Raw genomic sequence first — 16,101 nt, forward strand, 5'->3', positions numbered from 1 at the left:
CTTATATCTTCACCAAGTTGATAACAGACAACGGACCAAACGGAAGTTCAAACAACCTCCCGCCCGACTCCAGCGACCCCAGGTCGATGCCCGTCAGGTCCAGTTGCCCTATCAGCTTGGCGACATCCGCCTTGGCATCGGCATCGTCACCGGCGAGAAAAAACACCCGCTGGCCATTAGGCACGTCCAGATTGGCCAGCACCTTTGCATCCAGGTGATTGAACGCCTTTACCACACGGGCACCAGTTCCGAAGACACCACGCGGGAGGATCTGCCACCGATATCCAGGGCCTTGATGCCCTCAGCGACTCCGGCCCCCGGCTATTGGCAATCAACGCGGGGATACCCTTCTTGGCCAGTGCCCGAGCAAATCCACCGCCCAAGTTGCCTGCTCCAATGATGCCTATGCTCATGCCAACACCTCACAAGTATGTCACCAACACAGTTACATTTATCAGTAAAAACTCACCACGCCAAAGGAATGGTGAATTTGCCCAGCCGTGCCACTTCCTCGGCGATGTCGGCAACGCTGACCTTCGCCAATTCCATCTCAAGCGCCTGACGCGCGCGATCCAATGAAGGTTGTATCGCCGCCAGGATATTTCCGCCAACCGCGCAGCTTTCGCAGGGAGGCGTGCGGTGCAAGGAAAAAAGCTCCGGAGCTTCTACCGCTCGATACACGTCCAGCAACTTGATCTGCGCCGCCGGCTTTGCCAGCAGCGCACCGCCGCCAGCGCCCAGTTGAGAGGTCGTAAGTTTTGCCGCGCTTAGACGCGAAAGCAGTCCACGGATCACCACAGCGCTGGTGTTGGCGCTATAGGCGAGGTCTTCAGAGCGCATAGGCCTGCCACCACTCACGGCAATGGCTGCAAGTGTGTGAATCGCGACGGCAAAGCGTGTGCTGGTAGGCATCGCGGACACCCAAACTGTGTGTAACCAACACTATTACATTTATATTTTTTGCCGTCAATTTCTAACTCAGCCTCAGCCGTCATCGGTTTTTCATTGCCAACAAGACAACTCGCTTTCCCTTGACTGAAATTTCCTAGAAAATCCTGACCGCTTGCGCGTGCCTTCTCCGCTGGCTAGTCTCCTGTCTGGTAGGGGCAAGTCCAGCCTTTATGGTCTCATCTCCATCCTGTGGTTCTTGGTGCAACGAATTGGGCCAAGTAACCCGCGCATTTAATGCTCTCGGCTGAGGCCACTTTGCTAGATAGCGCTCGCTACCGAAGCCCAGGTGTCGCCCTGAAGGATCAGCTCGATCAGGGAAGAGTGGTTTCGCTCGCTGTATTCTCGAAGACAACAGGCACCGACTTGAGCGCTCCGTCCAGGTTGCGATAGCGGTGGTATCCATCGGAAGAAGGCAGCAGTTGTCCACGCTCGACGATGCGCTGGCCATCAAGTACGTAACGGATGGTCTCCTCGCGGCTGAAATGGCTATCGGTGACATTTAAATCCTGCGTCAACACACGCATGGCTTCGGCAATGCACACTTGCAGCTGCTCATTCACCCTGGCCTGATCCAGGTGCCCGTCATCCACGCACTGCTCGCCGCAACGACGGAATGGCTTGCCCAGGACCTCGATCCGCCGCTGATAGAGAACCGAACCCGCAATGTCCTGAACCTGTGTTCGGCTGACCAGGACAAAACGGCTGCGATCAGCGCTGAGCACCAGTTGCGCGGTAATCAGCAACCGTGCGCTGACCAGTCCTTGTGCTTACCTGAGTCCGGCAGCCTGACTCGCTTCTCGATAACGTCGCTGCAGGACGTCTTGCAGGCCCTGGTCGTCAAGCAGCGCGGCCATGGGCCGAGCGTCATTCTGTGCGCTGGCCCTGGCATCGCGCTCGAGTGCACCGACACCGGTTCGGGTATTGATGGCGCTGGCCGCCAGCAGGCCTACCAGACCACCGGCATTGACCGCACTTCGCGTCAGGGTGTCGCTAGTTTGCATGGCGTTTTGCGCAGTCTTGGCGTCAATGACCATGCTCGCGGTGACAAAGCCCTCGGGCGGCAGCTGCACCTCCACACTCACACCGTGGGCATTGACGTAAGGCAGTGCGGATGGATCGTCGAAATCGGGTTCGGAAACTGAATGTTCGACACATCCCGTCAGCAGCACGCCGCCGGCCAACAGGAATGCGCAATACCAGATCTTCATTGTGCGAAAGGAGTAATCACCAGTTGGCGACTGCTGTCCACAGCTTGATAGAACGCGTTGGACAAGTTGCTGTAGTTCGGTTGGTCCCATTCGCCTTGAGCGGGGTGGACAACAGCGAAGGGTTTGTACCAGAGCAGGTGATTGTCATGCAGATCTACCACCGCGCCGATGCCGCCTACTTGCGGAGTGGGGACACTTGTGGGAACTATGCTGTAGTAACTGCGAAAGGCACCGCTTGCGGTGTAGGAAATAAGCAGCAAGCGATCCACGCCAAACTTTGCTTGAAGCGGGGTCAGGTCGCGTCTGAAAAAACCATCGTGAAACGCAGTCTCCTTATAGACCTTGAGGTCGACTACCTCGTCCACTTTCTTGGCTTTGTAGCCCTTGGCCAGCAGCTTGGCAACGATTTCGTCGGGAATGGTAGCGGCATCATTCAGTTTCCAGGTAGCAACCTGATCGCTGAGCTTGCTGTTGATGCCTTTGTTGATCGCCAGATCCAGCAGCCCTTGATTGCCTACCAGGGCCAGTTCCGAAGGTGGCAGGGTCGTCATAGCCACACCGATGCTCTGGCTCTTGTCGCCCCAGAACTGCTGGTCAAGCTCGATGGGCTTCTGGAGGGTGGAGGCGCAACCTATCAAGCCGAAGCAAACGAACAGCAAGGCAAGGGAACTCAGAGCGACGCGTAGCGACATTGGCAAATCCTTTTGAGGGTGAAGTTCGACTTTCTACAACGGCTGATCACACTCGCGAGAGCGAGAGTACGTAGCAATAGGCTCAGCGGCAGCGTCTTGTGGAGTGCTTACTCAAACAGCTCTCGCCGCGAGGCCCGCCAGCAACAGATGTCATAATGACATCATTGCAGCGGGGCATGCTAGATCGTTTGAAAAATGGCGTCAAGATTCCTGCGAAAGAAAACATCGCCCGCTAAAGGCTGAACGCGAAAACCGGGCCAACTGCTGACCGACCCTGCACAGACATCAAGGAAACATTCACGCAGACGAAAAAAAATCCGGAAACCCTCACTTTCGTGGGTTTTCCGGATTTTCTTCTACTGCAAATATGGTGGGTCGTGTGGGATTCGAACCTACGACCAATTGGTTAAAAGACAATTGGACTAAAGGTTAGCTGTAGGCCCCGTAAAATAAGGCTCTCCACGATACGAGCATGGCTTCGCAGCCTCTAATGACCCCCACATTAGAGGCTTCAAAAATGAAAATCACATCGGTCGTTTCGACCAAAGGCGGTACCGGCAAGACCACGACGTCTAGCAATCTCGGCGCTTTGTGCGCGGATGCTGGGCTTCGAACCCTCCTCATAGACCTGGACCCTGTCCAGCCCTCCCTTTCGTCGTATTACCAGTTGGTAGAGGAAGCTCAGGGCGGCATCTACGACCTGCTCGCCTTCAACGTGACGGATTTTGATCGGATCATTTCAAGCACCTCAATCCCGAACCTCTCCCTGGTGCTGTCGAACGACGCCAATAACCAACTCATAAACTTGCTGCTACAGGCACCCGACGGACGGTTGCGCCTAGCAAGCCTAATGCCGGCCTTCAAAGATCATTTCGACCTGGTGTTGATCGACACCCAGGGCGCCCGCTCGGCCATGTTGGAAATGGTCATCCTAGCCTCTGATCTGGCTATATCACCACTTCCGCCGAACATGCTCGCTGCACGGGAGTTCAGCCGCGGCACTATGCAGATGCTGGATGGGCTGCGTGCTTACGGGCGTCTCGGCCTCAACATCCCTCCTGTTCATATCGTGGTCAACAACCTCGACCGGACTAAAGATGCACAGATGATCGAACGGTCTGTGCGTGAAATCTTCGAGGACAACCCTGAAATCAACGTCCTGGAAACCACCGTCCCCGCGGCCGTAGTTTTTCGCGAAGCCGCCTCCCGGGGCATGCCTGCCCACCGGTTGGAGTACAAAAAGCCTGCGGATCAAGTTGCTCCGTCGGCACTGACTACCATCCGTAACTTGGCTATCGAGGTCTTCCCTGAATGGCGTGATCGCTTCGAAGCCCTGACCGAGGAAAGGGTAGCCAAGCTGGTGAAGGAGGGTCGTTGATATGGCGAAGCCATCCATTACCGACGCCAGCGGCATTACGCCTGAAGTAATGCAAAAACTGAATCAGTCCTACAGCTCAAAGGAGCTACGCGCCGTTCAGACCAAACTCACTAACACAGCACGCGAAATCCGCAAGCTTAGCGACGGCCGCTGGAAAATGGGCACTGGTGTATTGGGTCGTCTCAGCGAACACCTGACCCCAGAGCAGCGCAAACTCCTGCAGGATGCAGCTCATCTCATCTACTCGGTGAATACTCAGGTCGAGCATGCGAAGGAAAAGCGCGTGCGATCAGAAAAAGAGTCGAAACGTCGCCAGGAAGCACGTCTTGCTCGGGCTAAACAGCTTGTAGCCAGTGCTTACCCCCTCCCAGCCGAGACCAATGAGCAGCAGCTGGACGTTATCAAAACTGCGCTCATCCTCAATCGCGCAAGACAGCACCACACCGTGCGTAACGCGATCGAGTTCAATCTCTACGTCAGAAATGAACTCAAGGAACCAGCTCGTCTATATGGGTGGACGATCACGCAATACCGCATAAACAACCTGACCTCGATCCGGTATGACGTCATCCACGACATAACAAGCCATCTCGCCTATGACGACGGGTCAACTGTAGAGGATCGACTCCAAGCCATTCAGGAAAAAGTAGCTGATGCCATCGCCCTAGTCGCATTGACGTCGGATGAACGCGAGACCCTTCGTCTGTGGAAGGACGCTTTATCTCCTGCATGTGAAAAACAGGAGGGTCAGGCATGAGCGCTCAAACGGTTAGCCAAGAGCAACTCAGCCTTCTTTGGCACACCCTCGGCTTGTCGCCCGACAACCGATATCGACGCACGGTGAGCCGAAACCACTTTCTCACCAGTCCTGGTTGCGACGACGGTCGGCACCTCGACGGGCTGGTCGCTGCAGGCCTCATGTCGTGCGGAAAGCCCCCAGCCTTTTGCCCACAGGATGAGGTCGTGTACCGCGCGACCCGGGATGGCGAACGCTTCGCCTTGGCTCATTTGCCAGCACTACCGAAGCCAACGCGCTATGAGCAGTTCCAGAGCGAGGACACCGGGCTGAACTTCCATGAGTGGCTGGGCATCGAGAAACCGAAAGTCGAGTATCGGGAGAAGTGCCGCATTTCTGGCTACGAAGCGGGATACCGCATGCGCACTAGCCGCGCCACTGGCGAGTGGTGCAAGACGCAGAAAGAGGCGAAGGCCAGCTACAAGACTGCGTTGGCAGCAACGAAGGCCAAACGTTTGGAGGCTGCATGATGGACAAGCAGAAAGTCTTGGACAAAGTCGCCAAGTGCTTCGCGCTGGCGAACTCCAAAGGTGCATCACCAACCGAGGTCGAAACTGCACTGCGTCAGGCCAGAGCGCTGATGAAGCAGTACAACCTCGAATCCCTTGAGGTGGTGGCACACTCCATTGATGAGGTCAGTGTAGCGACCGGAACTAAACGTGCACCGCAGGACTGGGCGCACCGCCTGGCATCTATCTGCGCACAGGCCTTCGATGGCTCTTACCTGGCCTACTTCAACGTATTGAAAGGATGGTCCTTCAAATTCCTGGGAAAGGGGATCTCCCCTGAGCTAGCAGCACATGCCTATTCGGCACTCCACCACCAGTTGGTGGCTGCTCGGCAAGAATTTGTTGCCCAGCAAAAACGCTGTCAGCTGAAAACCAAACGCCGTCGCGGTCAACTGTTCGCTGAAGGTTGGTTGAATGCTGTCAGCTACAAAGTGGCTGAATTCGCCGGGGCAATGGATGAAAAGACTGACCAGGAGATCAAAGCCTACCTGGAGTTCCACCACCCTGCCCTGAGCCTCAAGGAGATTGAACCCCTTGAGGCTAAGGGCTACGACACTGGCTCGCTCAATGCGGGCTGGACACAAGGTCAGAAAGTCCGCCTACACCGAGGTGTAGGACAGAACGCTAAAGCTGCACTTCCAGCTGGGGGTGCCAGATGACAGCCACTGTCAAACTTTCACCTTTGGCAAAAGCCGCAATGGAGCGAGCGCACGCAGCAAGGATCAATAGAAGCCGCCCTGTACCCCGCCGCCGCCAATGGACCCTGGCCGAAGAGGCCGAACTCACAGCCCGGTATGCGGACGAACCCACGGAATCGATCGCCGTTGATCTTGGCGTGACTGTGCCGCAGGTCTACAAAAAAGCAAATCAACTGGGTTTGCATAAAAGCGAGGAGTACCTCAAGCAGAGCCTTGCCGCATGCGGCCAACAGGTGAATAAACGCGGCGAAGCCAGCCGATTCCCCCTTGGTCATCGACCATGGAACCAAGGCCTGAAGGGGCTTCCCGTAAGAGGCCGCGCTGCTGATACGCAGTTCAAGAAAGGTAGCAAGCCAGGGAACTGGCTCCCGGTTGGTAGTACCCGAACTACACCCGAGGGCTACCTGCAGCGCAAAGTCACCGATACAGGTTATCCACCAGCCGACTGGGTATCCGTGCATGCCCTGCTCTGGGAAGAACACAACGGTCCGATACCTACCGGCCATTGCATCTGTTTCAAGGACGGCAACAAGAACCGCATCGTTCTTGAAAACCTGGAACTCATCACCCGTGCAGAGCGCATGAGGCGCAACACCATCCACCGCTATCCAGAAGAGCTGAAATCAGCCATTCGCGCCGTCGGCAAGCTCAAGCGCGCCATTCGTGAGGTCGAGCATGAAAAACAAGATTGAGGATCTGCGTAACCACTTGTTCGTCACGATCGAAGCCTTGCTTGATCGAGACAAACCGCTGGAGATCGAACGTGCCAAGGCCGTCGCCGAGGTTGCCCAGGTGATGGTCAACTCGGCCAAGGTCGAAGTGGAGATGGTCAAAGCACTCGACGCCCGCGGCGGTAGCGGCTTCCTGCAAATCGAGCAGGAGGCACGCAAATGAATCATCTCGATCTTTCACCGCCTCATTCGCTCGAGGCAGAACAAGGTGTCCTGGGCGGTCTATTGCTGGATAACAACACCTGGGATCTTGTCGCGGACAGGTTGCTGCCCGAAGACTTTTTTCAACATGAGCACCGGTTGCTGTTCAGAGCGATAGCCACGCTTTCCAGCAAATCCGTTCCGTTCGACATAGTGACGGTGCATGACGCTCTGGAAACGCCTTCCGAGGCGGGAGGGTTACCCTATCTGGTCGAGTTGGCCAAAAACATTCCGTCGGTGGCCAACATTGAGCATTACGCACACATCGTGCGCAATCGCTCACAGCTTAGGCAACTGATGTCCGTGGGCTTTCAATGCTCACGCGAAGCGACTGACCCGCAGGCAGATGCAACCGAGGTTCAGGAGTCGATTGAACAACAACTGTTCGCCCTCGGCGAAGGCAAAAACTCATCAGACTTTGTGAACGTCAACCAATGCCTGAACACCGTCGTCGAGCAGATCGACGAGCACTTCAACGGTAACGTCACGGTCACGGGCGTGCCCTCGGGATTGGATGATCTGGATGATATGACCTCCGGCTTCCAGGAGGCAGATCTCATCATCGTTGGTGCTCGACCGTCGATGGGCAAGACGTCCTTGGCACTAAACTTCGTGGACACGGCCTTGCACAAGAAGCCCGACCGGACGGTTCAGGTCTTCAGTGTAGAGATGCCGGCAAAAGCCCTCCTCTATCGACTGATGGCAGTTCTCGGACACCTCGATCTCGGGAAACTGCTGAAGGGCACGCTCGATGATGAGGACTGGCCGAAACTGACGTACGCGGTCGGACGAATCAACGATTACGGCGAACGCCTGGTAATCGACGACTCCTCAGACCTCACTCCTGCGGCGCTGAGGGCCAAATCGCGACGCGCAGCACGTCGGTTCGGCCACCCGTCTCTGATCATGATCGACTATCTGCAGCTTATGCGCTGCCCAGGTCAAGAGAACAGGGCGAATGAGATCGGCGCCATATCTCGATCGCTCAAGGCTCTGGCCAAAGAGATGAATTGCCCGGTCATTGCCCTTTCCCAACTCAACCGGGAGCTGGAGCGCCGCCCGAACAAACGCCCTATCAACGCGGACCTGCGTGATGGAGGGGCAATTGAGCAAGACGCCGATGTCATCCTGTTCGTATACCGCGACGAGGTCTATCACCCGCAAACCGAGTTCAAGGGAATCGCCGAACTGATCATCGGCAAGGCTCGTAATGGCCCTACCGGGACCGTGCGCACCGCCTTCATTCCTCACCAAACCCGTTTTGCGAACCTCAGTGCCAGCAGCGGCTGGCAAGGAGCAGGAGTATGACCATCATTGATACGAATTCGATAACGCACTGGTGCCGTGGCTGCAATTCCCACTACCAACTCAACCAGGTGCGTCACTGCATTCCAGCTCCGACCTCTCCCGACGGCGAGGTCGAAGTCAACATCTGCCCGCAATGCGGCAGCTACGACGTCGTGGAGCTCAAGGACGAGGTGTCCCATGCACTATAGCGCCCCCCTCTTCCCATCAATTCCAGCCAACACACTCTTTGAGGCTTCGGCTGTCGTTCATGCTCACAGAACCGGTATCAATCCCGTGGAGCTGGACGCTCTCGCCCAGGCGATCGGTCGTCTGGCTCGCGATCACAGCACCGTGGTACCGGCAAGCATGAAAAACGACCTGCTGGAGTTCAAACAACTTGGCTACATCGACCTGGCCGTCACGACTTGCGGAACCCTCTCTGTTGACCTCCTCTGCGCCGGAGCATTGATCTCCAGCTACTTCTGGTCAGTGTGGATACCCCGCCACCTACAAGGCTGTGCATTGAAAGTGGCAGTCATGCCCCACCTGAAGCCCCAGGTCGATGTTCAACATTGCACGGTAATTTTCCGCATTCCGGGTGCTCGGGAGGCAACACGACAGTTCCTCAATGACCTCGGTACCCACTTCCCTGGAGACGAAGCCGAGATCATCGCCATAGAGGTTGGGAATGCACTTGCCGGTGAAGTCGACCGCAAGCAGACGGGAGAAAACGCCCATGCATAGTCCTTTGCTCACTCGTAAAAAACACCAACAGTTGGTGGAGTTTGCGATTGCCAACGGCTGGACCGTCACCCGCACTCAGGGCGGGCATATCAAGTTAACAAAGGTCGGTCGTGGATCGATCTTCACCTCTTCGACGGCCAGCGACTACCGCTCAGGCCTGAACGCAATCGCCCGCGCTCGCCGCGCGGATCGCATGCCGACACAGCATTCGCAGGAGACAATCTGATGCCTATTCGCCACGCCATTGTCCATTTGATCGACAAAAAACCTGATGGCTTGCCCGCGATCCTGCACGCCCGTGACTCCGAACTGGCCAAGTCCCAGGCCATCGAGCACCTGCTCGCCGAGCTCAACGAAAGCTACAACGCCAAGCAAGGCAAAGCCTGGGGCTTCTTCCATGCCGAGTCTGGTGCGCATCCGTTCAGCGGCTGGCTGAAGGAATACCTGGACGGCGGCAAGGACTTCACCGCGTTCAGCCGGATTGCGGTCGAACATCTGCAAAAGCTGATGGAGTCCAACCTCTCGGTGGGCGGCTATGTGCTGTTCGCGCACTACCAGCAAGGCATGACCGACTACTTGGCGATCGCCCTGCTGCACCACAGCGAAGGCGTGACGGTGAACGCCGAGCTGGACGTGACCCCGTCGCGTCATCTGGACCTTAACCAGCTGCACCTGGCGGCTAGGATCAACATTTCCGATTGGCAGAACAACAAGCAATCGAAGCAGTACATCTCATTCATCAGGGGCAAGAACGGTAGGAAAGCCACGGAGTATTTCCGCGATTTCATCGGCTGCCTGGAAGGCGTCGACGGTCCGGCCGAGACCCGCACCCTGCTCAAAGCCTTCAGTGACTTCGTGGAAAGCGAAGACCTACCAGAGGACGATGCCCGAGAAAAAACCTGGACCCTGGTCGACTACGCCAGTAGCCAGGTAAAAGCGGGGGAGCCTATGGGCCTGGAAGAACTGTCCGGGCTGATCGACGAGGATCGTCCACGGGCGTTCTACGACCATATCCACAACAAGGACTACGGCCTGTCGCCGGTGATCCCAGTGGATAAGCGCACCATCAACCAATTCCGTCGCTTCACCGGCCGAGCCGAAGGTCTGTCCATCAGCTTCGAAGCCCACCTCCTGGGCTCGAAGATCGAGTACGACGAAGAGGCTGGGACCCTGATCATCAAGGGGCTGCCTACTCAGCTCAGTGATCAATTGAAACGCCGTTGAACCCAACTGAATTTGGAATTGGAGAATGCTATGACCGCCCAACAACGTCAACTTGAAGAGAAATTCGTCGTCCGTCTTCCGGATGGGATGCGGAACCGAATTGCACAAAACGCACGAGCCAACGTTCGCTCTATGAACTCCGAGATTATTCATCGCCTGGAGCGTTTCACCGAGCTTGAATCGGCTCTTGAGCGAGCCAACAAAATCATCGACCAGTTGCTGACTGCCCCTAGCTCAGCCGTTCAACCTGGATCTGAAGCATGAAGCCCTCTCCTTCTATCGCCTCAATGAAAGAGCAACTGCTGAAGCCGGCGTTTCAGCAGAATGCCCCTGTAGCTCAACGTATGAGCGATCCCATCGTTGATACTCCCATGTTGCTGACGCTGGATGAAACGCTGCCCTACGACGATAACCCACGCACAACGCGCAACCCGAAATACGACGAGATCAAAGAATCGATCCGGCACCGCGGGCTTGATACACCTCCCCCGGTGACCCGCCGTCCTGGCGAGGAAAAGTTTCGCATCCGGAATGGTGGTAACACGCGCCTGGCGATTCTCAATGAGTTGTACCGTGAAACCGGGGACGAAAAGTTCTTTAAGTTCCACTGCCTGTTTCGTCCATGGGATAGTGCTCGTGGGGAGATCATCTCCCTCACCGGACACTTGGCTGAAAACGATCTGCAGGGTCAGCTACTGTTCATTGAGCGTGCCGTTGGGGTAGAAAAGGCACGAGCGCTTTACGAAGAGGAGTCTGGGGGCGCGATATCCCAACGAGAACTTGCACGACGTTTGGGGGCCGATGGGTACCCAGTATCACAATCACACATAAGCCGCATGCAAGACGCTATCCGTCACCTATTACCCGCAGTTCCCGGCCTACTCTATTCGGGACTAGGAGTAGATAGGATTGCAAAACTGCTTGCTCTACGAAAGACCGCTCATCAATGCTGGGAACGAAATTACCAGGAGCAGGGGCAGCTCCTAGACTTCGACACGATCTACCAAGATGTCCTGTCCCAGTTTGAGGGTGATGCCGAAGAGTTTCTGTTCCAGCGCTTCCAGGACGAGCTGATTGATCAACTCAAAAAGCCGCTGGACCTCGGTTACGAGAAAATACTACTGGAAATCACTCAGAGCCAGGATCAGCTCCGCCGCTCTACTCCAGTACTCGAAATGCCTCAGAGCACATTTTATGGCTCAGAATCCGGGCAGGTAGCGCAGCCCCTGACAAGAAGTGAGAACACCAGCACGCCAGGTACCGAACAAAAGCCACCTACGTCCCAAGAATCGAAAACACCAGGAAGCCTCACTCAACACAAGCAACCACTCACCGAGCCTACTCCACCTTCACCAATGTCTCCGGTGGAGCGGCAAGCCCGTCTGGACGGTCACGTAGCTAGCCCTGTTACGACCTCGGCTCGCGTTCAGAACATGAAACAACGACTCGCTGCAATCGACGGTGAAGAGCTGCCGGACTTCGAGGCAAACGCACTGGTGGCAATTCCTGTTCAAGCCGGTGGGCTGCACCCGATTTCAGATCTTTGGTACATCGAGCGAGAGATCGACACAACGGACCTACTCCGTCTCCACATTGCTCAACTCGCCCGGGAAATTGCCAGCTCGGTAGGTGCACCTGGAGAAATCATCGAAGTCGAAGGCGGGATTGGATTCAGCTACCGGCATCCAGAGGATGAGCTTGAAGTCACTGCTACAGCTCAGCACACATTGATGCTGCTCCAGTCCTTGAGCGGTTCGATTGCCATCGCACTGAACATGATTCAGCAAAAGCCCGAACTCCAGGTGGATGCACTGACCGATTTCGAATTCGCAGCTGGCCTTGGCCAGTTGCTGCTGGGACAGCCCGTCACTAAAGACCAGAAGCCAAGCGACTCCGGCCGGCTGAGCGATGGAGCCTTGGTGAAATTATTCCGGATCATTCGCCTAGCCCGACGGTTAATTGATCTGGAGATCCAGTCACTCACTGACACCACACCACCGACTGACAGCGTATAGCGGACGATCATGGGAGGGAGTCTAAATGTCCAAGTCACCAATCAATGAAGCCATTCTGTCTCAGATCTTGCACAACATGCGCAATGGCCAACTGAGACGCTGTATTGAGATGGGATTGGAGCCAGAAATACTGGCCCAGCTCCAGCAACCGTCGGTATTGAGTCTACTGCTCAATACCCCCGTGTCCTGGTGCACCGTCACCATTGATGGGGAAATTCTGAAGAAACTTCTTACAGGAGCCGAACGATCCAACGAAGAGGTACGCATGATTGAGCGTGCGTTGCGTCTGGGGGCAACGACTCAAATGCTACAACAGTTCTTCGGCCTGTCACCTCAGGATGTTGCCCTGCAACGCCTGATCATCGGGGTAACGGCACGCAGAGGCCGGTGGCGGGAATTCAGCGAAGAAATGGATGCCCTGCTCTGGTACAGGTGGACCCACCTGATGAGTGAACATCAGGTCGTCGAACTGGAGGACAGCGTTCAGTTGCTCGATATCGCCATGCTGGTTGCCGAGGAACTGAACTCACCGCAGGACAGCGACACTGATGAGAGTTCGGAAAACCTGAGCTTGGCCATCATCTGGAACAGAATCCAGAGCTGGATCAAAGAGGGACTCTACCCACCCGCTCACGGAAACGCTTGGAGCCCACGTAAGCTCCAACTCGTCGCATCCAATCATCAACGACAGCAGCAACCTGTAGTGACTTCGGCGGAAGGTGATTCCGAACTATGAAGTTGTCTCGGTTTCCATTGTCGTCGCTTTTGGACTCGGCTTCAGGTCACCTTGAAGCACATTTGCGTCAGAAAAAGGAGTCGGCGCCGCCGGGGATTGCCGGCTCCGCGCCTTACTCCGGCATCATCTTCAGCGGTAACCCTCACGAGACGGTTCCTCGTCGTCTGCTCTTGGACGACAGGCTGACACCGCTTGAGAGAAACACCTGGCAGGTGTTTCGCCTACTTATTAACGATGACGGTTTAACGGCGTTCCCCACCTATGACCAATTGCGGCCATACCTGGGCATGCAACCCGGAAAACCGGCGTCACGTGAAACTATCTCAAAGGCACTCGTGACTCTTCGCCTGACTCGCTGGCTCAGCTTGGGTCGACGCGTTCGCAATGACCTCAGTGGCCAAGTCCAGGGTAATGTCTATTTACTCCATGACGAACCGGTGACCCCGGCGGAAGCCATGGAGTGCGACAAGGACTACCTGCAGCTACTCAATCAGTCCATGAAGCATCCGACCAAGGTGATACGCGAAGTCGCGGAAATTGCCTGGAGCGAATTCTCTGCCGATCCCGACGTCGGTCAGCGCTTACCGAGTCGACTGGACATCGTCGAAGATCGGCTGAACAGCCAGTCATGGGTCAAGGTGCAGGCAGCTTCTGCCTTGAGAGAACCTGAGTTCGGTATCCGAACTCAGCAAGATCCCTCTCAGTTGTCACTGAGTTCGGCATCCGAACTCAGTGACAACTCAGCTAAGAGCAACGCTTTGGACCAGAGTTCGGAATCCGAACTCAGCCGGAAAACACTGAGTTCGCACTCAGTTCGGCATCCGAACTCATATAGTACGTATACAGATACAAACAACGTTGTTTGTAAAAGCTCTGTACATGTACAGCCCGATGCTAATGAAACTGGTGCTGATTTGCTCCAAGCCCTGCATCGTCTATCACCGGATCAAAAACATCGCGCCGTGGCGGCGATGCAGAATGTCCCGCTAGAGTTGAAACCCGCAGTCATCAAGCATTGGGCACACCGCTGCGAATCCGGAACGGTTCAAAACCCCTTGGGTTACTTGCTGTCACTTGTCGGACTGGCCGCTCGTGGCGACTTCAACAGCAGTTGGAGCCCTGATGACAAGGCAAACAAAAAACCTGGGGATCCGCCTGCAGTCCCAAAGCTTGATACTCCCTCCAGGCAGACATTTGACCAGCCGGCAAAGGAAGCGGCTCCCCCACGTAGCCCTGAATCGATACAGACTGCAAATCAAACGCTCAGCGAGATGCTGCATCTGCTGAAACCTCGCCAGAGCAAACATCCATGACTTCAGCCAGAAGCCAAATGCGCTCAGATGTTGTGGCCCACAACACTCAGCCAGGATCCGTAGTCGGTGCCGGCAGCGCACTGAGTGGTGCGGCCCGCATCACTCGACCAGGATCCGACACCGGTGCTGGCTGCACACTGAGTGATGCGGCCCGCATCACCCGACCTGGATCCGACACCGGTGCTGGCTGCGCACTGAGTGATGCGGCCCGCATCACCCCTTCTATATATAGATGCAGTTACCGCAACAAATCCCCTTCCGTCAGACAATCTATTTCTTGCTGCACCCGTAGTAGCCGAATTGCAGCATGGGCACGTCACTCCTCTCCCCAAGGAAAAACTGCACCATGGCTGATAATTTCCGGCTCAACATCGGTTCCCTGCGCAGTGATGTGAAGCTCACCCTTCATACACACCACGCCGCGCGCATCTGGATGGGACGCCAAAAAGACGACCTCAAGCCCGGCATTATTGGACTCTCTGGTTTCTGCAACGTAGTCAACAAAATGGCCCGCGGGGCCAGCCAGGACGATCCCTACTCCGATTGGTGGATGATCCGGATAGAGGAAAAAATCAGCGAGTCCAAGGAGTCGCTGAAAGCCATTGAAGAACGCCTCGATACGGCAATGGCCTCCCTGCCACCCGCGATTACTATCAGCCAAAACCTCTCCATCCAACCAGTCAGCCTTCCGCTTTACATCTCCAACCCCCTCGGTTTTCAGGCCGTCTACCTGCTGACCAGCTACGACGAAGTCGTTCGCCGTATCTTGCTGGCCCAGCATGTCGGTCTGGTCGGGCGTCGCGATATGGAAGCCTGGATCGATGAAGGCGCCGCAGTGCTACGTAGGCTCTTTGCCCTGGCCCAGAACTATCGCTTCTCGGGCGCATCGCGCGATGACTTCGCCGCGAACAATGCGAAGGCTGAAGCAGCACGCAAGATGTACGAACGCCATGGCGAAATGCCCCAGGACATCCTGGAAGGCACACGCCGGTCGGACTTCGCCCCACCCATCATTCGCGGCCAACAGCAAACCGAAGTGGAAGACCACTTCGATGACGCTGGCGAGGAGTGATGGGCGTGGGCCAGACCAACACCGACGATGGAGTGCTGCAACAGACGCCCTTCCGACCACTGCAACAGGAAGCCTTCCAGCGCCTGCAACAGGCAGCCTCACTAAAAGGCCTTTTAAAGCCTTTTAAAGGTAAGGGGGAGCTGACCCAGTTTGCCGAGCTATGTCGAGAGCAGGAGTCGGGGCTGAAAGCGTTTGCCCAGGAAGTGCTGGTCCAGGCCCGGCGATATCCCTTCACCCGCGTGCCCGTTCGACTGACCGAGCAAAACACTCAAGCCGGCACCCAGTTCCTCAGGTGGCAACAGGTCACGGACCGCCGGATGGGCGTCGGTGTCTGGGCGGAGATGATGGGCTCTTCAAGAACACCCGAATCGCTGCTGCATGACCTCTACGCCATGGAACTGCAGCGCATCACCCTGAACATGCAAATGAGCTTGCTGCACTCGATCGCCAAACAGGCCTTCGAGTGCGCCGAAAAGATGGGCCAAGCAGAGGCCGTGTACATGCGCCGCCTGCAGCAGCACACCAACCAATCGCAACACCAATAAC

General features: G+C 56.1%; 23 protein-coding genes. 17 read left to right on the forward strand and 6 right to left on the reverse strand.

What is annotated here, in order from left to right:
• Position 1: 1 nt before the first annotated feature.
• From AC07VG_RS07635 to AC07VG_RS07660, 6 genes are all read right to left on the reverse strand, one after another.
• Positions 2-235, reverse strand: coding sequence for a hypothetical protein (locus tag AC07VG_RS07635; protein ID WP_495020910.1), 234 nt, complete (start codon positions 233-235; stop codon positions 2-4).
• Positions 177-413, reverse strand: a complete 237-nt coding sequence (locus tag AC07VG_RS07640) for an NAD(P)-binding domain-containing protein (protein ID WP_495020758.1) — start codon at positions 411-413, stop codon at positions 177-179. The genes AC07VG_RS07635 and AC07VG_RS07640 overlap by 59 nt, the downstream gene beginning before the upstream one ends.
• Before the next feature lie 52 nt (positions 414-465).
• Positions 466-912, reverse strand: coding sequence for an Rrf2 family transcriptional regulator (locus tag AC07VG_RS07645; RefSeq protein ID WP_494999632.1), 447 nt, complete (start codon positions 910-912; stop codon positions 466-468).
• A 350-nt stretch (positions 913-1,262) separates the two neighbouring features.
• Positions 1,263-1,694: a hypothetical protein gene (locus tag AC07VG_RS07650; RefSeq protein ID WP_495020759.1), complete on the reverse strand. Its 432-nt coding sequence runs from the start codon at positions 1,692-1,694 to the stop codon at positions 1,263-1,265.
• Between the two features lie 24 nt (positions 1,695-1,718).
• Positions 1,719-2,159, reverse strand: a complete 441-nt coding sequence (locus AC07VG_RS07655; protein ID WP_495020760.1) for a hypothetical protein — start codon at positions 2,157-2,159, stop codon at positions 1,719-1,721.
• On the reverse strand, positions 2,156-2,851 hold the full coding sequence (locus AC07VG_RS07660) for a hypothetical protein (RefSeq protein ID WP_494999630.1): 696 nt from the start codon (positions 2,849-2,851) through the stop codon (positions 2,156-2,158). Before AC07VG_RS07660 ends, AC07VG_RS07655 begins: the two co-directional genes overlap by 4 nt.
• 517 nt (positions 2,852-3,368) lie before the next feature.
• Here AC07VG_RS07660 and AC07VG_RS07665 point away from each other — a divergent pair.
• The 17 genes from AC07VG_RS07665 (at position 3,369) to AC07VG_RS07745 (ending at position 16,100) form a co-directional block, all read left to right on the forward strand.
• A complete protein-coding gene (locus tag AC07VG_RS07665) occupies positions 3,369-4,229 on the forward strand; it encodes a ParA family protein (RefSeq protein WP_495020761.1) in 861 nt (286 codons plus the stop codon).
• A 1-nt stretch (position 4,230) separates the two neighbouring features.
• The gene (locus AC07VG_RS07670; protein ID WP_495020762.1) at positions 4,231-4,986 is read left to right on the forward strand and encodes a hypothetical protein; all 756 of its coding nucleotides are present in this window, start codon (positions 4,231-4,233) and stop codon (positions 4,984-4,986) included.
• Positions 4,983-5,495, forward strand: coding sequence for a hypothetical protein (locus tag AC07VG_RS07675; RefSeq protein ID WP_495020763.1), 513 nt, complete (start codon positions 4,983-4,985; stop codon positions 5,493-5,495). Before AC07VG_RS07670 ends, AC07VG_RS07675 begins: the two co-directional genes overlap by 4 nt.
• Positions 5,495-6,193 carry a DUF2786 domain-containing protein gene (locus tag AC07VG_RS07680; RefSeq protein WP_495020904.1) on the forward strand — a complete coding sequence of 233 codons (699 nt, stop codon included), beginning with the start codon at positions 5,495-5,497 and terminating at the stop codon, positions 6,191-6,193. The genes AC07VG_RS07675 and AC07VG_RS07680 overlap by 1 nt, the downstream gene beginning before the upstream one ends.
• Complete coding sequence (locus tag AC07VG_RS07685) at positions 6,190-6,924, forward strand: HNH endonuclease (RefSeq protein ID WP_495020764.1); 735 nt, start codon at positions 6,190-6,192, stop codon at positions 6,922-6,924. The genes AC07VG_RS07680 and AC07VG_RS07685 overlap by 4 nt, the downstream gene beginning before the upstream one ends.
• Positions 6,908-7,126, forward strand: coding sequence for a hypothetical protein (locus AC07VG_RS07690; RefSeq protein ID WP_495020765.1), 219 nt, complete (start codon positions 6,908-6,910; stop codon positions 7,124-7,126). Before AC07VG_RS07685 ends, AC07VG_RS07690 begins: the two co-directional genes overlap by 17 nt.
• A complete protein-coding gene (dnaB, locus tag AC07VG_RS07695) occupies positions 7,123-8,472 on the forward strand; it encodes a replicative DNA helicase (protein ID WP_495020766.1) in 1,350 nt (449 codons plus the stop codon). Before AC07VG_RS07690 ends, dnaB begins: the two co-directional genes overlap by 4 nt.
• Positions 8,469-8,660, forward strand: a complete 192-nt coding sequence (locus tag AC07VG_RS07700; protein ID WP_495020767.1) for a hypothetical protein — start codon at positions 8,469-8,471, stop codon at positions 8,658-8,660. The genes dnaB and AC07VG_RS07700 overlap by 4 nt, the downstream gene beginning before the upstream one ends.
• Complete coding sequence (locus AC07VG_RS07705; protein WP_495020768.1) at positions 8,650-9,195, forward strand: hypothetical protein; 546 nt, start codon at positions 8,650-8,652, stop codon at positions 9,193-9,195. Before AC07VG_RS07700 ends, AC07VG_RS07705 begins: the two co-directional genes overlap by 11 nt.
• Positions 9,188-9,421, forward strand: coding sequence for a type II toxin-antitoxin system HicA family toxin (locus tag AC07VG_RS07710; RefSeq protein ID WP_495020769.1), 234 nt, complete (start codon positions 9,188-9,190; stop codon positions 9,419-9,421). The genes AC07VG_RS07705 and AC07VG_RS07710 overlap by 8 nt, the downstream gene beginning before the upstream one ends.
• Complete coding sequence (yejK, locus tag AC07VG_RS07715) at positions 9,421-10,419, forward strand: nucleoid-associated protein YejK (protein ID WP_495020770.1); 999 nt, start codon at positions 9,421-9,423, stop codon at positions 10,417-10,419. Before AC07VG_RS07710 ends, yejK begins: the two co-directional genes overlap by 1 nt.
• A gap of 30 nt (positions 10,420-10,449) precedes the next feature.
• Positions 10,450-10,683: an Arc family DNA-binding protein gene (locus AC07VG_RS07720; RefSeq protein ID WP_495020771.1), complete on the forward strand. Its 234-nt coding sequence runs from the start codon at positions 10,450-10,452 to the stop codon at positions 10,681-10,683.
• Positions 10,680-12,434 (forward strand): ParB family protein, encoded by a 1,755-nt coding sequence (locus AC07VG_RS07725; protein ID WP_495020772.1) that lies wholly within the window; start codon positions 10,680-10,682, stop codon positions 12,432-12,434. Before AC07VG_RS07720 ends, AC07VG_RS07725 begins: the two co-directional genes overlap by 4 nt.
• Before the next feature lie 25 nt (positions 12,435-12,459).
• On the forward strand, positions 12,460-13,170 hold the full coding sequence (locus AC07VG_RS07730) for a DUF2857 domain-containing protein (RefSeq protein WP_495020773.1): 711 nt from the start codon (positions 12,460-12,462) through the stop codon (positions 13,168-13,170).
• Complete coding sequence (locus AC07VG_RS07735; RefSeq protein WP_495020774.1) at positions 13,167-14,483, forward strand: STY4528 family pathogenicity island replication protein; 1,317 nt, start codon at positions 13,167-13,169, stop codon at positions 14,481-14,483. Before AC07VG_RS07730 ends, AC07VG_RS07735 begins: the two co-directional genes overlap by 4 nt.
• Positions 14,484-14,829: 346 nt before the next feature.
• Positions 14,830-15,555, forward strand: a complete 726-nt coding sequence (locus AC07VG_RS07740; RefSeq protein ID WP_495020775.1) for a PFL_4669 family integrating conjugative element protein — start codon at positions 14,830-14,832, stop codon at positions 15,553-15,555.
• Entirely contained in the window at positions 15,555-16,100 is a 546-nt protein-coding gene (locus tag AC07VG_RS07745; protein WP_495020776.1) for a DUF3158 family protein, read from the forward strand. Before AC07VG_RS07740 ends, AC07VG_RS07745 begins: the two co-directional genes overlap by 1 nt.
• The last annotated feature ends 1 nt before the right edge of the window (position 16,101 follow it).

The organism is Pseudomonas sp. GW821-FHT03C07, assembly GCF_059420925.1.

Coding starts and splice junctions, on each gene's coding strand:
- AC07VG_RS07665 (WP_495020761.1), top strand. CDS start 3,369: ATGAAAATCACATCGGTCGTTTCGACCAAAGGCGGTACCGGCAAGACC.
- AC07VG_RS07700 (WP_495020767.1), top strand. CDS start 8,469: ATGACCATCATTGATACGAATTCGATAACGCACTGGTGCCGTGGCTGC.
- AC07VG_RS07720 (WP_495020771.1), top strand. CDS start 10,450: ATGACCGCCCAACAACGTCAACTTGAAGAGAAATTCGTCGTCCGTCTT.
- AC07VG_RS07645 (WP_494999632.1), bottom strand. CDS start 912: ATGCCTACCAGCACACGCTTTGCCGTCGCGATTCACACACTTGCAGCC.
- AC07VG_RS07725 (WP_495020772.1), top strand. CDS start 10,680: ATGAAGCCCTCTCCTTCTATCGCCTCAATGAAAGAGCAACTGCTGAAG.
- AC07VG_RS07710 (WP_495020769.1), top strand. CDS start 9,188: ATGCATAGTCCTTTGCTCACTCGTAAAAAACACCAACAGTTGGTGGAG.
- dnaB (WP_495020766.1), top strand. CDS start 7,123: ATGAATCATCTCGATCTTTCACCGCCTCATTCGCTCGAGGCAGAACAA.
- AC07VG_RS07680 (WP_495020904.1), top strand. CDS start 5,495: ATGGACAAGCAGAAAGTCTTGGACAAAGTCGCCAAGTGCTTCGCGCTG.
- AC07VG_RS07690 (WP_495020765.1), top strand. CDS start 6,908: ATGAAAAACAAGATTGAGGATCTGCGTAACCACTTGTTCGTCACGATC.
- AC07VG_RS07670 (WP_495020762.1), top strand. CDS start 4,231: ATGGCGAAGCCATCCATTACCGACGCCAGCGGCATTACGCCTGAAGTA.
- AC07VG_RS07655 (WP_495020760.1), bottom strand. CDS start 2,159: ATGAAGATCTGGTATTGCGCATTCCTGTTGGCCGGCGGCGTGCTGCTG.
- AC07VG_RS07735 (WP_495020774.1), top strand. CDS start 13,167: ATGAAGTTGTCTCGGTTTCCATTGTCGTCGCTTTTGGACTCGGCTTCA.
- AC07VG_RS07660 (WP_494999630.1), bottom strand. CDS start 2,851: ATGTCGCTACGCGTCGCTCTGAGTTCCCTTGCCTTGCTGTTCGTTTGC.
- AC07VG_RS07675 (WP_495020763.1), top strand. CDS start 4,983: ATGAGCGCTCAAACGGTTAGCCAAGAGCAACTCAGCCTTCTTTGGCAC.
- AC07VG_RS07685 (WP_495020764.1), top strand. CDS start 6,190: ATGACAGCCACTGTCAAACTTTCACCTTTGGCAAAAGCCGCAATGGAG.
- AC07VG_RS07640 (WP_495020758.1), bottom strand. CDS start 413: ATGAGCATAGGCATCATTGGAGCAGGCAACTTGGGCGGTGGATTTGCT.
- AC07VG_RS07740 (WP_495020775.1), top strand. CDS start 14,830: ATGGCTGATAATTTCCGGCTCAACATCGGTTCCCTGCGCAGTGATGTG.
- AC07VG_RS07745 (WP_495020776.1), top strand. CDS start 15,555: ATGGGCGTGGGCCAGACCAACACCGACGATGGAGTGCTGCAACAGACG.
- AC07VG_RS07730 (WP_495020773.1), top strand. CDS start 12,460: ATGTCCAAGTCACCAATCAATGAAGCCATTCTGTCTCAGATCTTGCAC.
- yejK (WP_495020770.1), top strand. CDS start 9,421: ATGCCTATTCGCCACGCCATTGTCCATTTGATCGACAAAAAACCTGAT.
- AC07VG_RS07705 (WP_495020768.1), top strand. CDS start 8,650: ATGCACTATAGCGCCCCCCTCTTCCCATCAATTCCAGCCAACACACTC.